Here is a 20714-nt window from a genome sequence, read left to right on the forward strand (position 1 = left end):
GAGCCCGATTTATCGGGCGATAAACCCCTCCAACCGCAACAACGCCAGCCAGGGCTGGGATCAGCGTTTTCAGTAATGCCAAACGTAGTACGCCAGCTTCACCAGCTCGCTGCCGACAAACTGGCGCGATTCGCGGTTGGCCCACCAGCGCCAGGCCGACCACCACGCCGGCTGCGTCGCAACCAGTGAATAGCTCAGAGAGGTGCCGGCAAACACGCGCGACCACGTATAGGCCAGCCGCAACATATGCGGCGGATCGCTCACTACCGCGACTCGCGTGACGCCGTGCTCGCTCATCCAGGCTCGAGTGCGTATTGCCTCATCCCAGGAACTGTGCGACAACACATCGGTAAACACCCCCACCCGATCAGCCCCGGCGGCCTCCTTGGCCACCCTGATCTGCGACGCCAGCGGATGAATCAGCAAGAGCTCATTGGCTTTACCCAACTGGATCATCTGCAAGCCGGTGGCAAACCGCTCCGTACCGCCACCGCCGAGCACTACCACCAGTTCAGTCGATTCTGCGGAGCCTGCGCGCAGCGAGAGAATTGTTCCGAGTGAGAAGAAACACAGCAGAAAGCCCGTGAGGCTCCACCAAAAGAGGCGTAGTCGCGAGGCCATACCAGCTACGATCTTGCCGACAAAGCCGAAACAATCTGCGAAACCGCAGTTCTTGCCTTCTCGCACATTGCTGCTCGCCCAGCGACGTTGTCGCAGAGCGCAAACGCGAGCGCCTGCAGCTCATCACGCGCATCACCGATGTAGGCGCCACCCCCGTTTTCCTGCCGGATCAGACCCACCTCGCACCCTGCCGCCGTCTGGGCCACCAATGGACTCAGCCCAGCAACCGCTGCAGCGCCGCCACGATACGCTCAGCTGCTCGCCCGTCCCATTTTTCCGGCACCGACCCCTTTTTCCAATCACCCGCCATCAGACGTGCCAGCGCCGGGCCAAGCTTGGCCGGGTCGGTGCCGATCAATTCATTCGTCCCCACGGTGACCGTCTCCGGACGTTCCGTGTTGTCACGCAGTGTCAGGCAGGGCACGCCCATCACCGTCGTTTCCTCGGTAATGCCGCCGGAGTCGGTGATCACGCCCTTGGCGTGCTTCACCAGGTAGTTGAATTCCAGGTACCCCTGCGGATCAACATAGTGCAGTCCCGGTATCTGACCGGCCAGTTCCCGCAGGTTCTTCGCGGTGCGCGGATGCACCGGAAACACCACCGGCAAATTGCCCGTTCCGTCCGCGATCGCGTGCAACAAGCGCAGCAACTGCTGCTCACCGTCGACATTCGCCGGGCGATGCAAAGTGACCACAAAATACTGCCCCGGCTGCAAGTCCAGGTCGGACCAGAATCCCGGCGGCTGCAAACGCGGCATCTGCTTGAGCAAGGTGTCGATCATCGTGTTGCCGACGAAGAAGATGCTCGCTTCGCTAACCCCGGCGCGGCGCAGGTTCTCGTTTGCCGTCGCACTGGTCGTGAAAAACCAGTTGGTAATCGAATCGGTCACCACCCGATTGATCTCCTCCGGCATGCTCCAGTCTCCGGAACGGATGCCGCCTTCCACGTGCGCGACAGGCACGCCAAGTTTACGGGCGACAATCGAACAGGCCATGGTCGACGTGACATCGCCAACGACCAGGCACAGATCACTGCGCTGCTCGATCAAGGCTTTCTCGTAACGCACCATGATCGCGGCGGTCTGCTCCGCCTGGGTGCCCGAACCCACTTCCAGGTTGATATCCGGTTCGGGGATTCCCAATTGCTCGAAAAAGCCGCCGGACATGGCTTTATCATAATGCTGGCCGGTGTGGATCAGGCGGTAACGCAGTAGCTCTCCCCTTGCCTGAGCTGCTTTCAGCGCACTGATGATCGGCGCGATCTTCATGAAGTTGGGGCGCGCCCCGGCGATGATGTCGATTGTTTTCATGGCTAATCCTCAAATTTACTAAGAGCGCGGGCAAAGAAAGTTACCGGGAAGGCGCACAGGGTCTGGGAAGTTCAACAGCCCCCTTTGAGGAGCACAGCCAGCCCCTCTGGATTGCTTCACCACGTTCGCAATGACGACTTCGCCGAAACACCGCCACCGTCACTGCGAGGAGCGAAGCGACGCGGCAGTCCAGTACCACCCTCTGATTGCCGTGCACGACGCGCAGCACCTCCGAATCGTTAGCCTTCCACGCCCCCCGTCGCATGCCTCCCTGCAGTGGCAATAACAAAGCTCCTTCACCGCACCAGCGGCGCCACCACCGCCAGCATCGTCTTGGCCATGGCAGATCTATCGTATTTCCTGGCGGCCTCAAGACACCGGCTGCGGTAGCCCTCATAAGCGACCTGATCGCGCTTCAGATACTGCAAGTTCTCGACAAGTTGCGCCGCATTCTCCGGCTCGAACACGATGCCCACGCCTTCCTCGCGCACGATGTCGGCAGACTCGCCCGCGACGCCATGCAACACCGGCAGGCCCATGCCCATGCACTCGAACAACTTGGACGGAATCACCGTCGTGAACAGCTCGGTTTTCCGCAGGTGTATCACCGCGACGTCGAGCAATGACCAATAGCGCACCACCTGCTCCTTGGGCACCGAATCGACGAAAGTGACATTTTGCAAACCACGACGAGTCGCATCCTCTTTCAGCGCCTGCTTGCGGGCGCCATCGCCCAGGAGGATGAAGTGGAAAGCCGCGCCGTCGGCGGTGTTGCGTAGCATCTCGGCTGCGTCCAGCACCGTCTCCAGGTGGTGCGCCAGGCCGTGGGTGCCGACGTAACCCGCCACGAACTTCCCTTCGAGACCCAGTTCCCGCACCAAAGCCGCGTCCTTGGGCATGGGCTTGAAGCGCGACATATCCACACCATTGGTCACCACCGCGATCTTCTCGCCATCCACGCCACGCGCCATCAAGGTTCTCTTGAACGAATGTGTCACCGAAACGATACGTGCCGCCTTGCGATAAAGGAACAGCTCCAAGCGCTCCAGGGCGCGGATCGCGGCCGATTCCTTCATCGCCCCCACCGCCTTGATCGACTCCGGCCACAGATCGCGCAACTCGAACACAAACGGAATCCGCTTCAAGACGCTCAGCACATACGCTGCACACACCGTAAAGAACTGGGGCGAGGTTCCCAGCACCACGTCCACCCGGCGCACGAACAAAGCCGCCAGGGTGGCCGTCACCATGAAGCTCTGGTAATCGAGAATGCGCTTCACGAAACCTTCATTCGCCGTGATGTAGGACCACACCCGAATGACTCGAATGCCGCTCATCTCCTCGTGTTGCCACAAGCGATTGCGGTAGCCCTCAAACACCCGCCCCTTTGGGAAGTTGGGCGCGCAGGTGATCACCGTAACCTGATGGCCAGCTCTAACCCACTCACGGCAATGTTCGAACGTACGGCTTGCCGGGGCATTTACTTCGGGCGGAAAGTTGTCGGTCAAGAACAGGATGTGCATTTCAATCCCAGGCAAAATCAACATGGGCTTGCTGCCCGTCGAACACCACTTCGAGGCACTTGCACGGGATCGACAAGCCGAATTCAGGGTGCCAGGTGCCTGCGGCCAGGCGAGCGGTGCCACCGACAACGCTCCAACGCACAGCACGACCCCCGGGCAACTCCATCTGCCCCGCCAGCCCTTCCCCGGACACCACCACCGACGGATGCAGGTAGTAGCGGGCCACCGCCTTGCGGAAGTCGTTCTCGATGAAGTCGGCGACCTGCAAAGCATGCTCACCCAAACACCAGCGCCGACGATGAACCGGCTTGCCCGGCAACCTGCGGTAACCATCGTGAGCACAAGTCACGGTCACTGCCTTATCGTCCTGCTCAATCGTCAGGCCGAAAGGGCGGGCACGTCGCGCCACGCGGAAGCCGCCCCACACTTCACTCGAATCGGCACCATCAACCTCGACGGTGCTATGCGCTGCTGTCCCGCGTTGGCGCAGGCGCTCTGCACCCAGCCCATACTGTGACGTTCCCGAATTCACCACCACACGCTGACCAAACAGCGAAAGCTCAAACGACAAGGTATCGGCATGCGCATGCCCAGGCAGGTAATCGGGCCCGACTTTGGCCACATCCAGAAACGCCACCGCCTCGCCCTGTTCCAACCGCACGTAACCGGAATCGACAAAGTGCATGCAGCCTGCCGAGGAGAGCAGATCACGTCCCAGGCCGTCATCGCGAGGAGCGAAGCGACGCGGCGATCCAGGTCGTTCTGCTTCTGCCAACGAACTGGATTGCTTCGCTGCACTCGCAATGACAGTGGGTGACGTCGTCCGCCATTCGCTTTCCGCGCTCGCGGCAGCCTTAACGCCCAGTCTCTCCGCATACGCAGCTAGAGCCGCATGGTCCGGCGCAATACTGAATGCCGCATCGTTGAAGAAGGTGATACCGCCATCGGGATGAATCATTCCCTCCAGCCAGGCAAGCATCCTTCCCGCAACTTCGCGCCACTGCGCGACCACCACCTCAGACACCTGCTCGGGCAAGGCGCCGACCGCATTTACCAGATCAAGCAAATCCTCAAGAATGATCGCGTGGTACATCGGGCTCAGCTCGAAGTGCCCGCCATCCGCAAGCACCTGTTCCGGCACTTCGCGGCGCAGTATCTTCAGCCCCTGCGCCAACCATTCCGCCGCTTCCGCGCCCTCGAAAAAAAGCCCTGCAAACACCAGCGCCTTGGCGTTCACAAACAAATGGTTACCCAGCAAATGCCACTCGATGTGCCGTCGCAGCCATCGCGCCTGCACGGCCAGGCTCTCAACCCAAACAGGCTGCAGCACATTCCCGGCCAGCGCCCACTTGATCCAGTTCACCAGTCGCAGGGAACTAGGATACGGCTCCCAGCCGTTACCAGCGCCCGGCGGGTTCTCAGCCACCCAGCGCTCGATCAACGCGCGCTGCCAGCCAACCCGGTCCGCCGCGCCCAGCGCGTTCAGATCATCGAAGTAATGGAGGTTGTAGAGCCAGAGCTTTTCCTGCGCCGGGTCGTTCCAGTCCGCAGCATTCCGCACCCAGCCCGCCACGTTGAGAAAGCGGAATGAATCAGCAGCCAGCATCGAAGCTGGTCGTAGAGCAGGAATGGCCCACCGCCCCGACGCTTGCCGGAGCGAAGGCGCTGGCTTCAAGTCAGGCTTGGCCGGATTCAATCTGTGCCACAGCCGCCCGGTAATCTGAACTGGGCGCAGATGACGCAAGGTATGGAAATAGAGCTCGAGACGCATCCGGCTAGTGTAGTTTTGCATTCTTGATGAGACTTTCCGCAACCATCCACCCCCCCCACCGTCATTGCGAGGAGGCGCAGCCGACGTGGCAATCCAGTTCCATCCTCTCACTATTTCCCGCCGCATTGACATGGTGACAACGCGAAAAGCCAAACCTCTGGATTGCCGCGTCGGCTTCGCCTCCTCGCAATGACCTGCGGGCAGGTGTAGCGTCGCCTTCCGGCCAGAAGCAGCATTGCCACTACGACGCCAACAAGATCGAAACCCGGCTGGCCTCGACAATCTCCGCAAACGGAATCGGCGCTACGCCGCCATCGGCAATCGCTTTCACAAAAGCCGCAGCACACGCTTTCTGCCCCTTATCCTGGCTCCACAGATTCATCCCTTTGAACCCTGGCCAAGCGTAGCCCTTCAACTTTCGGAAGTTATCGAGCTGCAGCACTCGCCCGGCAGCGAACACCTCCAGGCGCTCTTTCGGGAATGCCTTACAACCATTGGCGAAGTAGTGCACGGTACCGATAGAACCATCGGCGAAACCCAGTTGAAGGCTTACGGTATCGCCGGTCGCCGAATCCATCGCCACCCGGGAATGCGCAACAATCGGGCTACCCGCCAAGAAGCGTAGCAAGTCGATGAAGTGGCATCCCTCGCCAACGATACGTCCCCCGCCAATCTCGAGGTCCTGGGTCCAGTGATCCGCAGGGATGGCCCCCGCATTCACCGTCATCACGAACGACTTCGGCCCATTCACCCCGGCCAGCAGCGACTTGATCTTCTGCACTTGCGGCGCAAAGCGACGGTTGAAACCGACCATCACCAGAGGCGCCTTGCCCTGCTCTTCCAGACGCGCATGCGCCGCTTCGATTTCCTCCAGCTCCGCCAGCGTCAGGCATATCGGCTTCTCCACAAAGACATGCTTGCCCGCCGCCAGCGCCTGCAGCACAAAGCCCCCATGGCTGTCGTGCCGGGTGGTGATTACCAGCGCATCGACCTTGGGGTCGGCAAACAGGCTGTCAGTATCGGTAGTGGTTTCAGCAAAGCCGTACTTCTTGGCGGCATGCACCCCGCTCACCCCGGCGCTCGAAGCCACCGAAGCCAAATGCGCCCCCGCCGCCTTGAACGCCGGAATCAATACCCCCGTCGCGTAGTTCCCGGAGCCCACGAACGCCACCGCCGGGTCGGCCACCCCCGCCCGCGAGACGGATTGTGGGGCCAAACGTACCGTAGACTCCCGCAGCAGCGAGTCGGCCTTGTCCGGACGCGTCGGGTACTCCAGCAAGATCCCCATGGAAGGCTCGCTGCCCCCCACCACGGCGTAAGCCGCTTCGGTCTGCTCCAAGCTGAAACGATGCGAAATCAGCGCTTGTACGTCGAGCCGGCCATCGGCCAGCATGTCCAGTACCGCTTCGAAGTTGCGCTGCTCGGTCCAGCGCACAAACCCCACTGGATAATCCTGGCCCCTCTCTTCATAGTCAGGGTCGTAGCGGCCAGGGCCATAGGAAGCGGAAACCTGGAAAGTCAGCTCCTTCTTGAAGAAATCGTCGCGCGACAGTTCCAGCCCGGTGACCCCCACCAACACAATACGACCACGCTTGCGGCACATCAGCGCCGCCTGGTGCATTGGCTCACTGCTTTTGGTGGCCGCGGTCACCAGCACTGCATCGACGCCGCGCCCACGCGAAAAGCGCTCGGCCACCTGTACCGGATCTTCCCCGGCGCCCAGGTTCACCACCTCCGCACCGAAGGACCGCGCCATCGCCAGCTTGGCCGGATCGAAATCAATCCCCAGTACCCGGCAGCCGTTGGCACGCAACAACTGCACGGCGATCTGACCGATCAAACCCAGACCCGTGACTACCACCGCCTCACCGAGAGTCGGCTGCACCAGACGGATTCCTTGCAAAGCGATTGCGCCGATCACCGTAAACGCCGCCGCCTCGTCGCTCACAGCATCGGGAATGCGCGCACACAAGTTCAGCGGCACGCTCACCACCTCGGCGTGCTTGCCGTTGGACGCCACCCGGTCGCCCACGGCAAAACCCTCGACGCCTTTACCCACCGCCAGCACTTGGCCAACGTTGCAGTAGCCCAAAGGCATGGGTTGCTCCAACTTGTTGCGCACCGCATCCAGCGTCGGCATCAGCCCATCGGTCCTGACCTTGTCCAGCACCATGCGCACCTTGTCGGGCTGCTGCCGGGCTTTTTCAATCGGATTCGCCTTGCCGAAGTCGACCATCATGCGCTCGGTGCCAGCGGAAATCAGCGAACGGGTCGTGCGGATTAACAACTGACCGCTACTTGCGCGTGGGCAAGGCACTTCGGCCACTTGCGTCGCACCGGTTTTCAGGTTTTGAAGAATTTGCTTCATGTCGCTGCCCATAGTAATTTTTTGCGACCAGTTAGGCACCAATTTTCAGGCGACCCGACGAAATTGATCCTGCGAGTAGCCACCAGAAATCGATGATTTTATGCACAACAAAACGCAAACCACACGGAGCGGCCGCCCGCCATTGATGTGAAGAGCCACCAGCCGTTGGTTTACACGCTCAAGCGGTAGATGACCTAGCCTCTAAAGACTCCAACCACAGATCATCCCAAGCGGCCGAAAAAGAAAATTCGCCCACGCTCTCGCCGGCGATCACCATATCCTTAATGAACAGCATCAACAACGTCGAAAACTCAACCTCTTGCCAGTTGCGGTGCACACCAGAAAACGGTTGAATAATTCCAAGATTGTGCCCTACATCCTTTGGATAAAACCGATGCCGCTTGACCTTTTCGCCTCGCCAAACAGTCATCGAGCGAAAGTCATCAATTTTCGCGATAACACTACCCTGCTGGAAGTTAATCGTTTCATTAATACCCTCAAAAGGCTCACTCCGCGCCGTCAGAACGATATTAACAAGGTCACCACGGTCACTAGTCAGAGAAATCGCTATATCTTCGTCCCGCATCTTGCTGTTGCCAAACGCCAAAGAAATACGCCACGAATCAGCCAGAACTCCCCAGCTCAAAATATTCACGGCAAGATCAAGCCAATGACCGACGTTGCCACAAATTCGGGTCCCCTCCTCCGCTTTGCGATACCAGTGATCAGATTCCAGACAATGCCCCGTAATAAAACAACACAGCGTGATTGGCAAACAACTTAAACCGCTATAGCCTTTAAGCAAACGTATTGCTTCAGAGAATGGTCGGTTGTATCCCGCGAATACCGGCAGGCCTGATTGCCGCACGCCATCTAGCAAGCGGCGAAATTGCTCATAGTCAACACTAATTGGTTTTTCAATATACGGTATCTTTCCGGCGGACAGAACTTGAAGTGCGTAATCAGTATGCGAAGCGTGGTTCGAAGCAATATATATATACTCCACGTCTGGGCAGGAAATCAGGTCTGCCGCCGATTTCATGGGTGCGCCCAATCCATAGAACGCGCAAAAACTTTTCGCATTCGACTCGTCAATATCATAGGCGGCTACAAATCTGTTACCGAAACTCTTCCACAATGCAAAACCTATCGTCGCAAAAGCGTATTGTCCGGTGCCGACAACGCCAACATTGGCCCCACGTCTCGGCCTTAGTCCTAGCCGGACTGACCGGAGGCGTCCTAACACCTTGAACAGGGTCTTGCGCACGCCGTAGATCTGGCCGAAGCGGATGACTTTTCGTATTTTGTTCATCGATTCGAGATGCCCTATAAAAACCAATCCATAAAGATTAACAAAACCTCGCTTTGGCACAGCCAAGGAACCGCAGATTCATTAACCTCCGATACGTTACCTACCGCGTGGCAGCGGATTTGGCAGCCAGCCGGTATTTTTACCAAACCGGCCACAAATATCCGCGGCTTTCTACCTCTTTCGGCTCATTTGCGTGCCGTTCTTTCTCTTCCAGACGCAACTTGGCTGTCGAGCGCCAATAGTCGTCCCTTGGCAAGCATCAGATTAGGAAAGCGAACAGCATGTGCAGTATTCCGTGTTCTTGTCCTGCCCCTTATAATGCACTTTCTTGTGGCGGAACAGGTTCTTCACGATATGGAAGGGTTGCTCGACTTTGAATCGGATGCCGGTTATCAGCGACTCCAGTTTGCCCAGCAACTGACCAAACCGGCCCTCTTCAGAGACGGCCTTGAGCTTGCCACGCTTCATCGCATCCGGCGCGGCCTCTCGGGACAGGTCCATTCCGAGGAGGACCCGTAGTGCTTGGCTGTCGGTAATGTCGTCCTCGACGCCTTCATCGATAGACTATTCCATGCTGTAAGAAGTACACCCACTGCAACCAAACCTGCGGGCGTCTCACTTGCCATTCGGGTAGCACGGATCGGCCACCGCGAGCAATTCCTCTCGCAGAATTATCCGCTCCATCTCCGCAGGCAACACCTCTCTTCGCATCGAATCAGCCGCCTCTTACGCTCAAACTCAGATTTTGAAAAGCTGGTCTGCTTCATCAGCAGTCTCGCGCAGGACTAATAGCAAAATTCCACCATAGAAATATGCCGCGACTAAATCAATGACTCCTTAAATACAACCACGAATAATTTCTAGATAACTTTGCGCACGAATTCGCGCTGTCGAAAAATTGCGCGAATAGGCTTCCGCTGCTACCAAGTGATCAATATAGCTATTCCGATTGCCAAAATAACCAGCGATTGACGCCGCAATACTCTTGGCGTCAAGCGGATCGAAATAGAATGCAAAATCTTTGCAGACATCCCTTACAAACGGCCGGTCCGAAGCAAACAAAGCCTTGCCCATAGCCATTGACTCCAGCGGCGTGACCGAAAAACACTCCAACAGGCTCGGAAAAACTACAGCATCAACCGCTTGATAAAACGCAGGAACTTCTGCCATGCCCAGCGAACCGATATTAATCATCGATGACCTGAACTCGTCGTCTCGCGCTGACCATTCCACCTCATTTAGGGTCACCAGGAAATCTATATCAAAACCGTGGGATAGCAGCAATTCGCGCTTTACGGCTGGCAATATGCCGAGATTCTTGTGCGGATAATCACGGGTCAAGAACCCGATTCGTCGCACTCCGAGCCTGTTTGGTAATATCGCTTTCAACGGCCGCCATTGTTGGGGGTTAAAAAAAATATTGGGCAAGGTATTATGCACGACGTAAATATCGGCTGGCTGCGCCAAACGCATTGAAACGAGTCGCGTTTTCACATGCTCAAGTTCGACGACATGGATGTCCGCATAGCGGAACATAGTCTTTTGCAGCGCGAACTTCAGCCTCAGCAACACGCGCTGACGAAAATCCAGGCGCGGATAGACATCGTTATCGGGATAAATAATACAGGGCTGTGCAAAACCCGAAATTTTTACCCGAGCCGGATTGATGCAATAAGTTGGACCAAAAATGGTAAATACCACATCTGCCCCGCGAAAGCACCGCGAAATCCCGGAAAAAAAAGCCCCAACCCCGAAGACATCCAAGACTCGATAGTCGAAAAAAACCGACGTATCGCTGCCTAAATCCACAAGATTCCGATGAACTTCGGTGGACGCCAGCACGGAAACCGAAAGATCGCCAAGGCCAATTTTAGTCAATTCGTCAATAAACGAAGTAGCAACCTGCACCCCTCCACCGGCATGGAGGCCTGCCGCATTAAGGACAACCTTCTTGGTACGCAACATACTCAGGTCCCGGCCTGACCTAATACTTGCCGCATGAATCCGATACGCTCAGATTCTTTTACCGAAGAATCTATTCGGGCTCTGACATAATTCATATCAATTGCCTTACCCTTCCACTTGAAAACAAAATCGCGTATCAAATCCACCGAATCGACGACCCCCGTTTCGGTATTCGGCAGCCTCAAAAAGCACTCACATCCACCAAGGTCGGTATCGTCATAAGCGCCAATTACTGGGATTCCGTAGGCGAGATATTCACGAGTTTTTAGTGGGCTAATTTCTTCGATGTTTAACCTGTGAAGCGCTAGAGAAGCAAAGCCGATATCCATGCGACGGTACATCTCACTCAACTGTTCCCACGTCATGTAGCCGTAACTCTTGAGATTGGACGGGCATGAATCAATATGCGCGCCAACGATATGGAAATCCATGTCGGCCAACTGGTCCGCCACGGCCAGCAGCTTATCGACCCCGTGCCAAGCCTGTCCCGCAGAACCAACAAAGACCAGTTGCGGCCTGGCATTTGCCAAAGGCGTGCGAGGCTGAACGCTCCTAGTGTCGAATCCATTCCCGACCACCGCAACGGGTTTGCCGTAGCGTTGGTAGTACGCTCCAACCTCGCGGCCGACACAGACGAAGCCGCGCACACGATCAATAACCCAGTTACGGGTCGCCAGATGATAGTGCGCTTTCAGCCACCCATACTGATGAGCCTCATATACATCATTGGAATTAACCTCAGTCACTACAGCGCGCGCCAGGGCCAACACGCCAAGAATTCCCGGTGTCCAGGAGGACTGCCGGTAATAAATAACGTCTGGCGAAAACTCACGAATCAGACGCTTGGTTTTGCGCAAGGCCAGTGCCTTATAGAATTTTCCGAAGCCGTATTCGGCAACCGGGTACGGCACGACATGCACCCTTTCCCCCTGTATCTGCGGAGCCGGGGCTCGGCCTAATCCTCGCGGTGACACGATAACCAGCCGAGCGTCAACCCCCATGCGCAACCATGTATCAAACTGCGCTTTTATCTTCCTGATTACGCCATTGCTGGAGTAGGCATCCCATTCGGCAAGGTAAAGTATTTTCATAGCGCTCAATATCTATTAACACAACAGTCACTCAACTTCCCCTGTGCGACAACTCGCGTACCGACGAAATCATTCTTTATTACAACCTAAAAACCCTAAATCTCTGCGAGTTACAAGCACACACCAACTACTATCGCTAAACATTTTCAAAAAAACAATATTCTAGATCCTACCATTTTAAAACAACTAGCAAAACCCACCTCTTGTGCTCGAATCAAACTGCTCCCATCCAGCCCATACAAAAACACGACAAGACGACCATTTCGATAATTCGGGAAAACAACACATATCTTCGCCTCTCATCATTTACCAACAAACGTCTTATAAGGCACAAGCGGAGACTCATTATCGAACAAAGCAAACTCTCCAGTCTGATTAACCCTGCCAGCAAGCGACTCCTCCTCATAAACAAGTGAAGCGAGGGTCAAAAACCAAAAATTGACAACTGAAAGGGCGACAATTGCAAGAGCCTTTGGATTGGTGTAACGATTGCTGACAGCATATCCGATAGCTGCAAACCAAATAAAATAATACAAATCATAAACACGCCAAAGAACAGGAAATAGCATCTGCAAAAGCTTTAATGCCAACACAACAAAAAGAATCGCGTGCGGAAGCACCCCATCTCGCCGAAAAACCATGAAATGTGTCAGCATCATCAGCGATGTAGTCACAACAAAATAAGGCCCAATAAAAATAGAACCACTTGAATAATAGTCAGATTCTAGAAAATAGTAAGCGAGCTTCTCAACGACCCTATCCCCTCCCTTTAACAAAAAGATGGCAATTAAAACTGAGCCAACGAACAGAACAGTATTGAAACTGCGCTTTCCTCTGATAAGAAAAAAGCAAACAAAAAGCGCAGAGTAGTGAAATAGAAACGCGCCTATCAAAATTATAGTATTGTCTTTCTCTTCCTTGCGCAAAATATATGCATAAACCAACAAAAGCCCAGCCACGCCTGCTCTAACAATATTAAACTGGTTTTGTAAGTAAAATCCGCTTAGGTAAATCAGTAGAAAAATCCACGCTCTAGTCTGTCTTCGACATATCAAATATAAAATCCAGCCTTGAATGATTGAGACATACAACATTAAAATATTGGGATCGTCAAAAATAAATTTAATGATCCACATATTTATTGAGAACAAGGGCTCGAACGGCAACCAATCGTCGAGCGAGAAACTCGTAAGATCTAAACCTCTGAATATTGCGTGGTAACCCCCCGTATCGAATCCCACAAGATCGCGCAAACCAGAGAAAAAGGTCATTAAAAATATAGCAGAGAAAATAGCAATCTGACGTTGCTGCGGCGCTTTAATTGAAGCACACATCATAATTAGCGCAAACTCCACTGCGAAAAATACGAAATATGGAGTCACGTATATTTTCGCTTTTCGGGCCAATTATTCATCATAGCTCATTCACTTTTTTCGCGCAGTATAGACATTACGGGCTTACGCGCCCATACAAGATAAAAGGCAAGGCCGACTAGATATGTCAGCGTACGTAAGTAAATATTGGTAACAAAAAACGTCCATATAAAACAAACGACACCCATTACAGCCACTTTTAATATTGGGCTAAAATACTCAATGAAAGATGCGCCGCTCAAGGGTCGAATAAGAAAATACCAGGCAGGTAGTTGCAATGCGAACATTGCACTAGCGAGAGCAGTTGCTATTCCAAGGGCGCCGCCTCTCGCGCCAAGGAAAATAACAACAGGAATAAATGCTAGCAAACCCAGGTTCCAATAGAAGCCAAGATCAACACGGCCGAGCGCGAGCTGCAGACTTCCAACCGGATTAGTTAACGCACGAAAGAACGCATATATACAAAGAACTTGAACTAGAAGTGTCGCACTAATCCAGCCTCCCCCGAAGAATAGTCTTACGCCAAAGTCAGCGAATGCGGCAAGAGCAAAATATATAGCCACATGCACAATTGCGAGCATATAAATGAGCTTGATATAGCCGTTTTTTAGCGACTCCAAGCTATCCTGTAACTTTGCAAATACAGGTAATGCAACCCTCGTTACGATAGGATTTACTATTAAGATAGGCCTGAAAACGAGTTGCTTGGCAACAAAAAATACACCCAAGACATCTTGCCCTAATAACTTTCCGATTAGCACCACATCAAGCTGGGTATTGGCATAATTGACAAATCCCTCCCCGATTTGAAATGCGCCAAAGCGGAGAAAATATTTCGCCTCTGACTTGGCAAAAGAAAGCCGAAAACCATATTCCCTAACCCCGAGCATGAGGAGTACAGAGGTGCGAACAACCGCAGATGCTATCTGAGCTCCGACGAGGCTTTCCGCCCCCCCCATCTGCATAGCCAGAGCAATTGAGGTCGAAAGGCCCACTACTGAAGCCAGTATATCGACCTTGGCGATCGCTGAGAATCGCATATCTCGCTGAAGCAATGAAAAATATTGCATACCAAATGGTTGAATAAAAAGAATGGTCGCACCGAGCTTAATCAATGCTTCGAGCCGTGGCTCCTGATAAAAGACTGAGATTGACGCCGCAAAAAAATATACGATCCAGAACGCAGAAAAACCAAATACCAGATTTATTGCGTAAGCAGTTCCCAATTGTTTTTTGGTGGCATTCTGCAGATGAATAGCAGCCCCCCCCATGCCAGCCTCAACGAAATAAGTGCCCAATCCAAGGACTACGGAAAGACTGGCAAAGAGACCAAAATCTTCTTTTGAAAGCAAGCGAGCAAGCACTGACAACTGTAACAGGCCGGACAATGCCACAACGACCGTTGATAAAGAAGTCCACTTAATACCACGAAGAGATTGCTTGATTAGACTCATTTAAAGCGAAACGACATTACTTTTTAAATCGCAAACGCGTTTCCCCAACTGGTGAATGTTTTCACTAACAGCATCAGCACTCCAATATCTATCAATAATCGATTTATTTAGAGCGATAGCATCTCGAGCCAATGGTTCGAAGACGGAAATTCCCATGCTGTCTATTTCATCAATGCGAAATATAGCTGTATTTTTCGCTTTGAAAAACCCATATATTGGATTTTCTTTGTTCAGAAATACTTTTGCCCCCTTGTACAACATGATATTTATATTACCTAGACCTTGTTGCCGCAAATGATTCATCAATACTATTGAACAAGATGCGATGATTTCGTTATATTTATTTATAGGAATGAAGTCGACTAGAGGATGAAATTTATCTCCGAACATCCGCTCTCCCAACGCAATCACCTTGGCGGCATAGTTTATGTCGCCGTAGCTTAACGGAACAAGGATGCACCTTCCTTCAAGATCTAGCCTGCGAATAGTTTCGAATGCTTCGGCGTGATTGTTGGTTGCTGACGCGGAATTGCCGATTAATATGTCTCTACCGCTGACTCGATCAGGTCCGACACGAAACATTGAATCCACGCTCCCATAATTTAGCTGGACGTATTCAGCCTTAAAATCATGGCATGCATTTCTAAGAAGCCCCCAGTCCTCGGGAATCGGGGAGGAAAACAATTTCACTCGCGGTAGTATTTTTTTCTCCATAAACCTTCGGTACACCCAGTTCCACCCTCGTCTTTCAAGACCTCGAACGATGGCATTAATTGATCTCTTAGCCCCTTTGCTTTTTTTAGTATAACTGTTCAAATGATGCGTTTCTTTTAGAACTCCACCGTTTGGAAGCCTGATTAAATCATAGTAATCGAAACCCCAACCACTCCATACAACAAGCACATTTGAAGAACTTCGCAAAGCGACAAAAGCCGCCCACGGTGTCATGCAATGAACTATTGCCGCGTCGCACCAAGCAAGATCTTCAGTGAGATCGCGTGACAACAAATAGCTATACCCTACGAAACGGGTATGGTACCCGGCTTTTGCGTAGCCAGCAGGCCTCGGGGCATCTTCATCGCCCCACACAATATAGCGATTACGACCTGGAAACACAGACTCGAATGAATCCTGGACGAACTGAATAAACTTATCGTCATGACAGAGATGTAAAAATTTAATGCTCATTTTGCATATCGAAAATTTTTGAGTCAGAACTATTTATAATGCAACGGTGTCCGGTTTCTTCATAGGTACGCCAAGAACATTGGTCGCAGCTGGGCCTCATAGAGCGCCTGAGAGGCGGGTTTGTGGAAACAGCACTTGAAGAAGCGCAGCACTTGGCGGCTCATCTTGGAGGTGTAGCGGAATATCGGAGTGGTCCAGTCGGGGCGATCGGTCCCGTCTGTCTTGGAGGTCTGTCGCCGGTCCTGCTTGCGCAATGCCTTCTTGTCCTCGATACCGCGCTGACCCATTTTGCGGTGCAACAGCATGGCCAACGAGAGGCTGGTGACAATGGCGAGGAGAACCTGATTTTCGATGGCCGCCACACTGGCGCCCCATGCCTTGGCCAAGCTGAAGTCGTTCTTCCAAGTGTCGAAGCATTTCTCCTCCTCCCAGCGGCGGGAGTAAAGGAAGGCGATGAGGCCGGGTTCGAGGTCGAAGTCGTTGGTCAGAAACTCCACGAGATGCCCCCGCCGGGAGCGGAAGGTGATCAGGCGCCAGCATTGGTGGGAACTGCGCAGGGTAATGCGCAGATCCTTGAGCACCCCTTCGTTGACCGAGACGTCAGCCACCGGCAAGCCCTCGGTGGAATCGATGCACAGGTTCTTTTTCATGCGGGTGATCAGGGTCACGCCCAAGCGCTTTTTCCGGGCATCCCAAAATGGCGCGTCGATGAAAGCGCGGTCGACCAGCCACAGGGCGCCCTTGTGACGGGTCATGGCCTGTGCGGATTGATCGTAGTCGCGCAACAGCGCCGTCTCGTGGCGACTGCGGGTCTCGACGTAAACGTCGGTCGGACAACCCAGGCGCACGTCGTAGAAGCTCAACAGCGCGTGCCCCTTGGGATTGTCCTCTCCGCCCTGGCGAGGCGTACACCGCCCGTAGTGGGCGCTTTCGCGCTGATAAGTGCCATCCATCGCATACACCGGTCGTCCTTTCAGTGTCGGGAATTGCGCCAGACGATCCGGCAGCAGCGCCCGGGCCTCGGTGAGCAACGGCGGCATCGCCGCCTGCAAGACCGCGCGGCGGCGTGGCGAGGACAGCGCGTCCGACCAGGTGGAACGTGCCAGCGGGAGACGCAGTGCCGTTCCCGGCTCCAGATGCAGCAGCGTCTGCACCTGCTCGCGCACCGTGCGCATGCCTTGCAGATGGCGCAGTACCCCCAAGCCGACAAAATCCGCCATGCTCAACACGCGCGACACCGCGGCGGTATCGCGGACTTTCGCTAGAGCACGAGCCACCGGCGCCAACAATTCCCCCAAGACAGTCTGATTCGTGATGCTATCCATGACCGCAGTTAATCGTTCGGTATCCACAAGACACTCCAATACGCTGTTGTTTATACAGCACAAATTGCGAGCATTTTGCTAAACTCATGTCAAGTGTTTTTTGCGCTATTTTAAAAAATATTCTGCCGACCAATTATCCGTCTCATAGAGCGGTTGGATTCCGCATGTGTCGCTTTTCTATTAAATTATCCCCCATGTCCGCGTATGGCGCGACGGATGCTGCCTCATTAGTAGCCTGCATTATCCGGATTAACTTTAAGGCGGACACCGTTGCGGTGAGAATAACGAACCCACCTAGAAAGTCCTGCTGGAGCGCCACCCACCGCAGCTCGCTGCGGTCGCGAGCACGTCCACAATCACGAAGGACACCGCGCGTGCCAAGGAAGAGGAAATCCTCCCACCCCGGCGCGTAATGGGCAAAGAGCTTCAACTTGCGTGACATCCGACGACTTAACCCGCTTTGTTCGCCATTAAGCGCCGCTCCAGCTCAAGAATGTCACGTCTGCGCTCCTTGACGCGCCGAACCGGCTTCCCAGCATAGATACCAAAGGCGTCGCAACGCTTGTTTACCAGGCTCAGCGCGCCAATTGCCACACCCTCCTCCAGCGTGACACCTGGCAGGATGACGCTACCGCTCCCCACAATGACGTGCTTGCCAAGAAAGACATCTGCATGGGTGACGTTCGTATATTCGCTAGGCACGGTGGGGTTGGTCATGGCGGCACCTGAATAATCGTCGCTACTTGAATAGATCGCGACTCGTGAGGAAATATTGCAAAAATCTTCCAGGACAATCCTTCCAGCGCCGATTAGGGATGAGAAGACGGCAATATGCGTGTGTCTACCGACAAGAATACCGCCAGCCCCTGCAGAGAGCACGCAGAAATCATCTATACGAATATGATCTCGCAAGGCGATTCGTGCTATTCCGTAGAACGATGCGCGATCCGAAATCCGCACGTCATCACCGACGGATTCAAAGCCCATTTCTTCGACCGCTTGGCGGCTAAGGAGCGCCATCTTAGGTTCCTTGAATAATGTCGATTACGCGTTGCTGCTCCAGCGGTTGCAACGCGGGGTAGATCGGTAGGCACAGCACCATGGCCGCCGCACTGGCCGCCACGGACAGGTTTCCTCTCTGGGCCGAGGGCATGCCGCGGTACATCGGGAAGTCCGAAATCAGTGGGTAGAAGTAACGGCGCGTGTGGATGTTGCCATCCTTCAGCTTCTGGAAAAGCTCGTCGCGGCTCAGCGGATAATCCGCCTGCACCAGGATAGGAAAATAGGCGTAGTTGGCGACTCTTTCACCCGCGTCGTTCAAGCAGTGGATTCCTTGCACGCCGGCTAATTGCTCACGGTAGAAAGCGTCGATTACCTTCCGGCACCCTAGTGCCTTGTCAATGTGTTGGAGCTGCAGAAGACCAAGAGCGGCGTTGAACTCGCACATCTTACCGTTAATGCCCGGGGCCACTACAGTCACTTCGTCCACAAATCCGAAGTTTTTCAAATGGTCGATACGCTTTTTTGTCCGGGCGTCGGGACAAATAATGGCGCCACCTTCGAAGGTGTTGAAGACCTTGGTGGCGTGAAAACTCAACACCGACAGATCGCCATGATTGAGCACGCTGCCGCGCTCGTCCTGCACGCCAAAAGCATGGGCGGCATCGTAGATCACCTTCAGATTGTAGGTTTCAGCGATCTTCTGGATCGCTTCCACGTCACACGGATGCCCGTAGCAGTGCACGGGCATAATGGCCGTCGTGTGCGGGGTGATGGCCGCTTCGATACGGGCCGGATCCATGTTGAGCGTATTGGGATCCACATCGACGAAAACCGGCTTCACGCCGTTCCATAGCAAGGAATGGGCCGTAGCCACGAAAGAATACGGCGTGGTAATGACCTCGCCCGTGATGCGCAGCGCCTGCAGGGCGGTCACCAGAGCGATGGTACCGTTGGCGAACAGCGCGAGGTGCTCAACACCCAGATAATCGCAAAGCGCCTGCTCCAGTTGCTGGTGCATTGGACCACCATTGGTCAGTACTTTGCTGTCCCATATTTTTTCCAGATAGGGAATGAATTCCTCCAATGGAGGAAGGTATGGCTGCGTGACAAAGAGTGGTTTTTTCATAGGTGGCGGAGAGGCAAGTCTGGGAATGGACGAAGAGAATAGTTCATGCGTCAAGCTGACAGCTTGGCGAATTACGCAAATAAAAAAATGCGCGGCGCATTATCTATGCGGCTTCTTTGGATCATGTATTCCTCTTAAGCCTGGGTTTTTGCACCGGGAGTGCTTTTTCGGAAAGTCCTACCATGTAAGGCCGATAGACTTCCGACTTCAGACACGAGCATTCCTGATGCAATAGTTCGCATAAGCGCGGGCAAGTCCGTCATCCAGGCCCACTTCGGCACGCCAACCTAGCCGGTTGAGGCGAGAGCTATCCATCAACTTGCGCGGTGCACCATCGGGTCTGCCAAGATCAAACTCGACGCTACCGCTGTAGCCGACGACTTTGGCAACGGATTGGGCGAGATCACCGATGCTAAGGTCTTCACCGGTGCCGACGTTAATGTGGGACAGCATCGCCTTGGTGAGGGCAACGTAGGTATCGTTATCGAGATTCATGACGTGCGTACTGGCTGCGGCTGTATCGTCGACGTAGAGGAATTCTCGCCTTGGGGTACCAGTACCCCAGAGCGTTAGGCAGGGCTGAAGACTTCCGTTACACGTGTCGTGGAGCTGACGCTTCAGGTCGTTGGGAATCGCACCGTGCTTTGCTTCGTCCTCTTCTATGGCTACCCAGTCGTGTTCGGCAGCGAACTTCGCGAGGTGGAACTTGCGGATCATCGCCGGGATGACGTGACTATTCTGCAGGTCATAATTATCGCCGGGGCCATAGAGGTTGGTGGGCATGACGTTGCGGTAGTCCCGCCCATATTGGCGGTTGTAGCTTTCGCAGAGCTTGATGCCGGCGATCTTGGCAATCGCGTACGGCTCGTTGGTCGGTTCAAGGGTGCCAGTGAGCAGGGCATCTTCGCGCATCGGTTGTGGCGCGAGCCGTGGGTAGAGATGCAACTGGAGCCGAGGAAGAGAAGCTTCTGCACGCCGTAGGTGTGGGCGGCGTGGATGATGTTGGATTCGATCATCAGGTTCTGGTAGATGAATTCGGCCGGATAGGTGTTGTTGGCGTGGATGCCGCCGACCTTGGCGGCGGCCAGGTAGACCTGGTCGGGCCGCTCTTCGGCAAAGAAGGCATTGACTGCCTGCTGGTTGGTGAGGTCGAGTTCGGCGTGCGTGCGGGTGATGATCTGCGGTGCGGTCGATTCTTTTTCGCCTGCCGGGCTGCGCTGGCGATCACCGGTGAGTTGACGCACGATGGCGGAACCGACCATGCCGCGATGGCCGGCGACGTAGAT

General features: G+C 54.3%; 15 protein-coding genes and 1 pseudogene. 1 reads left to right on the forward strand and 15 read right to left on the reverse strand.

The annotated features are described in order from the left end of the window. Positions 1–69 precede the first annotated feature (69 nt). The 6 genes from RUW20_RS00360 to RUW20_RS00385 form a co-directional block, all read right to left on the reverse strand. Entirely contained in the window at positions 70–621 is a 552-nt protein-coding gene (locus RUW20_RS00360) for a YdcF family protein (RefSeq protein ID WP_313950200.1), read from the reverse strand. 214 nt (positions 622–835) lie between these two features. Continuing rightward, positions 836–1930: a non-hydrolyzing UDP-N-acetylglucosamine 2-epimerase gene (wecB, locus tag RUW20_RS00365; protein ID WP_313950201.1), complete on the reverse strand. Its 1095-nt coding sequence runs from the start codon at positions 1928–1930 to the stop codon at positions 836–838. 296 nt (positions 1931–2226) lie between these two features. Continuing rightward, positions 2227–3453, reverse strand: a complete 1227-nt coding sequence (locus RUW20_RS00370) for a glycosyltransferase family 4 protein (protein WP_313950213.1) — start codon at positions 3451–3453, stop codon at positions 2227–2229. A gap of 1 nt (position 3454) precedes the next feature. Continuing rightward, positions 3455–5059: an alginate lyase family protein gene (locus RUW20_RS00375; RefSeq protein ID WP_313950202.1), complete on the reverse strand. Its 1605-nt coding sequence runs from the start codon at positions 5057–5059 to the stop codon at positions 3455–3457. Positions 5060–5465: 406 nt separating this feature from the next. Continuing rightward, positions 5466–7592, reverse strand: coding sequence for a bi-domain-containing oxidoreductase (locus tag RUW20_RS00380; RefSeq protein WP_313950214.1), 2127 nt, complete (start codon positions 7590–7592; stop codon positions 5466–5468). Positions 7593–7770: 178 nt separating this feature from the next. Then, a complete protein-coding gene (locus RUW20_RS00385) occupies positions 7771–8904 on the reverse strand; it encodes a Gfo/Idh/MocA family oxidoreductase (protein ID WP_313950203.1) in 1134 nt (377 codons plus the stop codon). A gap of 9 nt (positions 8905–8913) precedes the next feature. Here RUW20_RS00385 and RUW20_RS00390 point away from each other — a divergent pair, with 9 nt between their 5' ends. Then, positions 8914–9423: a hypothetical protein gene (locus RUW20_RS00390; protein ID WP_313950204.1), complete on the forward strand. Its 510-nt coding sequence runs from the start codon at positions 8914–8916 to the stop codon at positions 9421–9423. A 318-nt stretch (positions 9424–9741) separates the two neighbouring features. Here RUW20_RS00390 and RUW20_RS00395 read toward each other — a convergent pair whose 3' ends face one another. The 9 genes and pseudogenes from RUW20_RS00395 to RUW20_RS00435 all read right to left on the reverse strand — a co-directional run. Beyond that, positions 9742–10869: a glycosyltransferase gene (locus tag RUW20_RS00395; RefSeq protein ID WP_313950205.1), complete on the reverse strand. Its 1128-nt coding sequence runs from the start codon at positions 10867–10869 to the stop codon at positions 9742–9744. Between the two features lie 2 nt (positions 10870–10871). Further along, a complete protein-coding gene (locus RUW20_RS00400; RefSeq protein WP_313950206.1) occupies positions 10872–11960 on the reverse strand; it encodes a glycosyltransferase in 1089 nt (362 codons plus the stop codon). A 302-nt stretch (positions 11961–12262) separates the two neighbouring features. Then, complete coding sequence (locus RUW20_RS00405) at positions 12263–13342, reverse strand: EpsG family protein (RefSeq protein WP_313950207.1); 1080 nt, start codon at positions 13340–13342, stop codon at positions 12263–12265. 38 nt (positions 13343–13380) lie between these two features. After that, entirely contained in the window at positions 13381–14787 is a 1407-nt protein-coding gene (locus RUW20_RS00410; protein ID WP_313950208.1) for an MOP flippase family protein, read from the reverse strand. Then, on the reverse strand, positions 14788–15975 hold the full coding sequence (locus RUW20_RS00415) for a TDP-N-acetylfucosamine:lipid II N-acetylfucosaminyltransferase (protein ID WP_313950209.1): 1188 nt from the start codon (positions 15973–15975) through the stop codon (positions 14788–14790). Between the two features lie 59 nt (positions 15976–16034). Continuing rightward, positions 16035–17327: a transposase gene (locus RUW20_RS00420; protein WP_313950210.1), complete on the reverse strand. Its 1293-nt coding sequence runs from the start codon at positions 17325–17327 to the stop codon at positions 16035–16037. 423 nt (positions 17328–17750) lie between these two features. Next, the gene (locus tag RUW20_RS00425; protein WP_313950211.1) at positions 17751–18320 is read right to left on the reverse strand and encodes an acyltransferase; all 570 of its coding nucleotides are present in this window, start codon (positions 18318–18320) and stop codon (positions 17751–17753) included. Position 18321: 1 nt separating this feature from the next. Further along, positions 18322–19428: a DegT/DnrJ/EryC1/StrS family aminotransferase gene (locus RUW20_RS00430; protein ID WP_313950212.1), complete on the reverse strand. Its 1107-nt coding sequence runs from the start codon at positions 19426–19428 to the stop codon at positions 18322–18324. A 207-nt stretch (positions 19429–19635) separates the two neighbouring features. After that, positions 19636–20714: pseudogene (locus RUW20_RS00435) on the reverse strand (GDP-L-fucose synthase family protein); the annotation flags it as partial.

The organism is Accumulibacter sp., from assembly GCF_032229525.1.
Classification (GTDB): domain Bacteria; phylum Pseudomonadota; class Gammaproteobacteria; order Burkholderiales; family Rhodocyclaceae; genus Accumulibacter.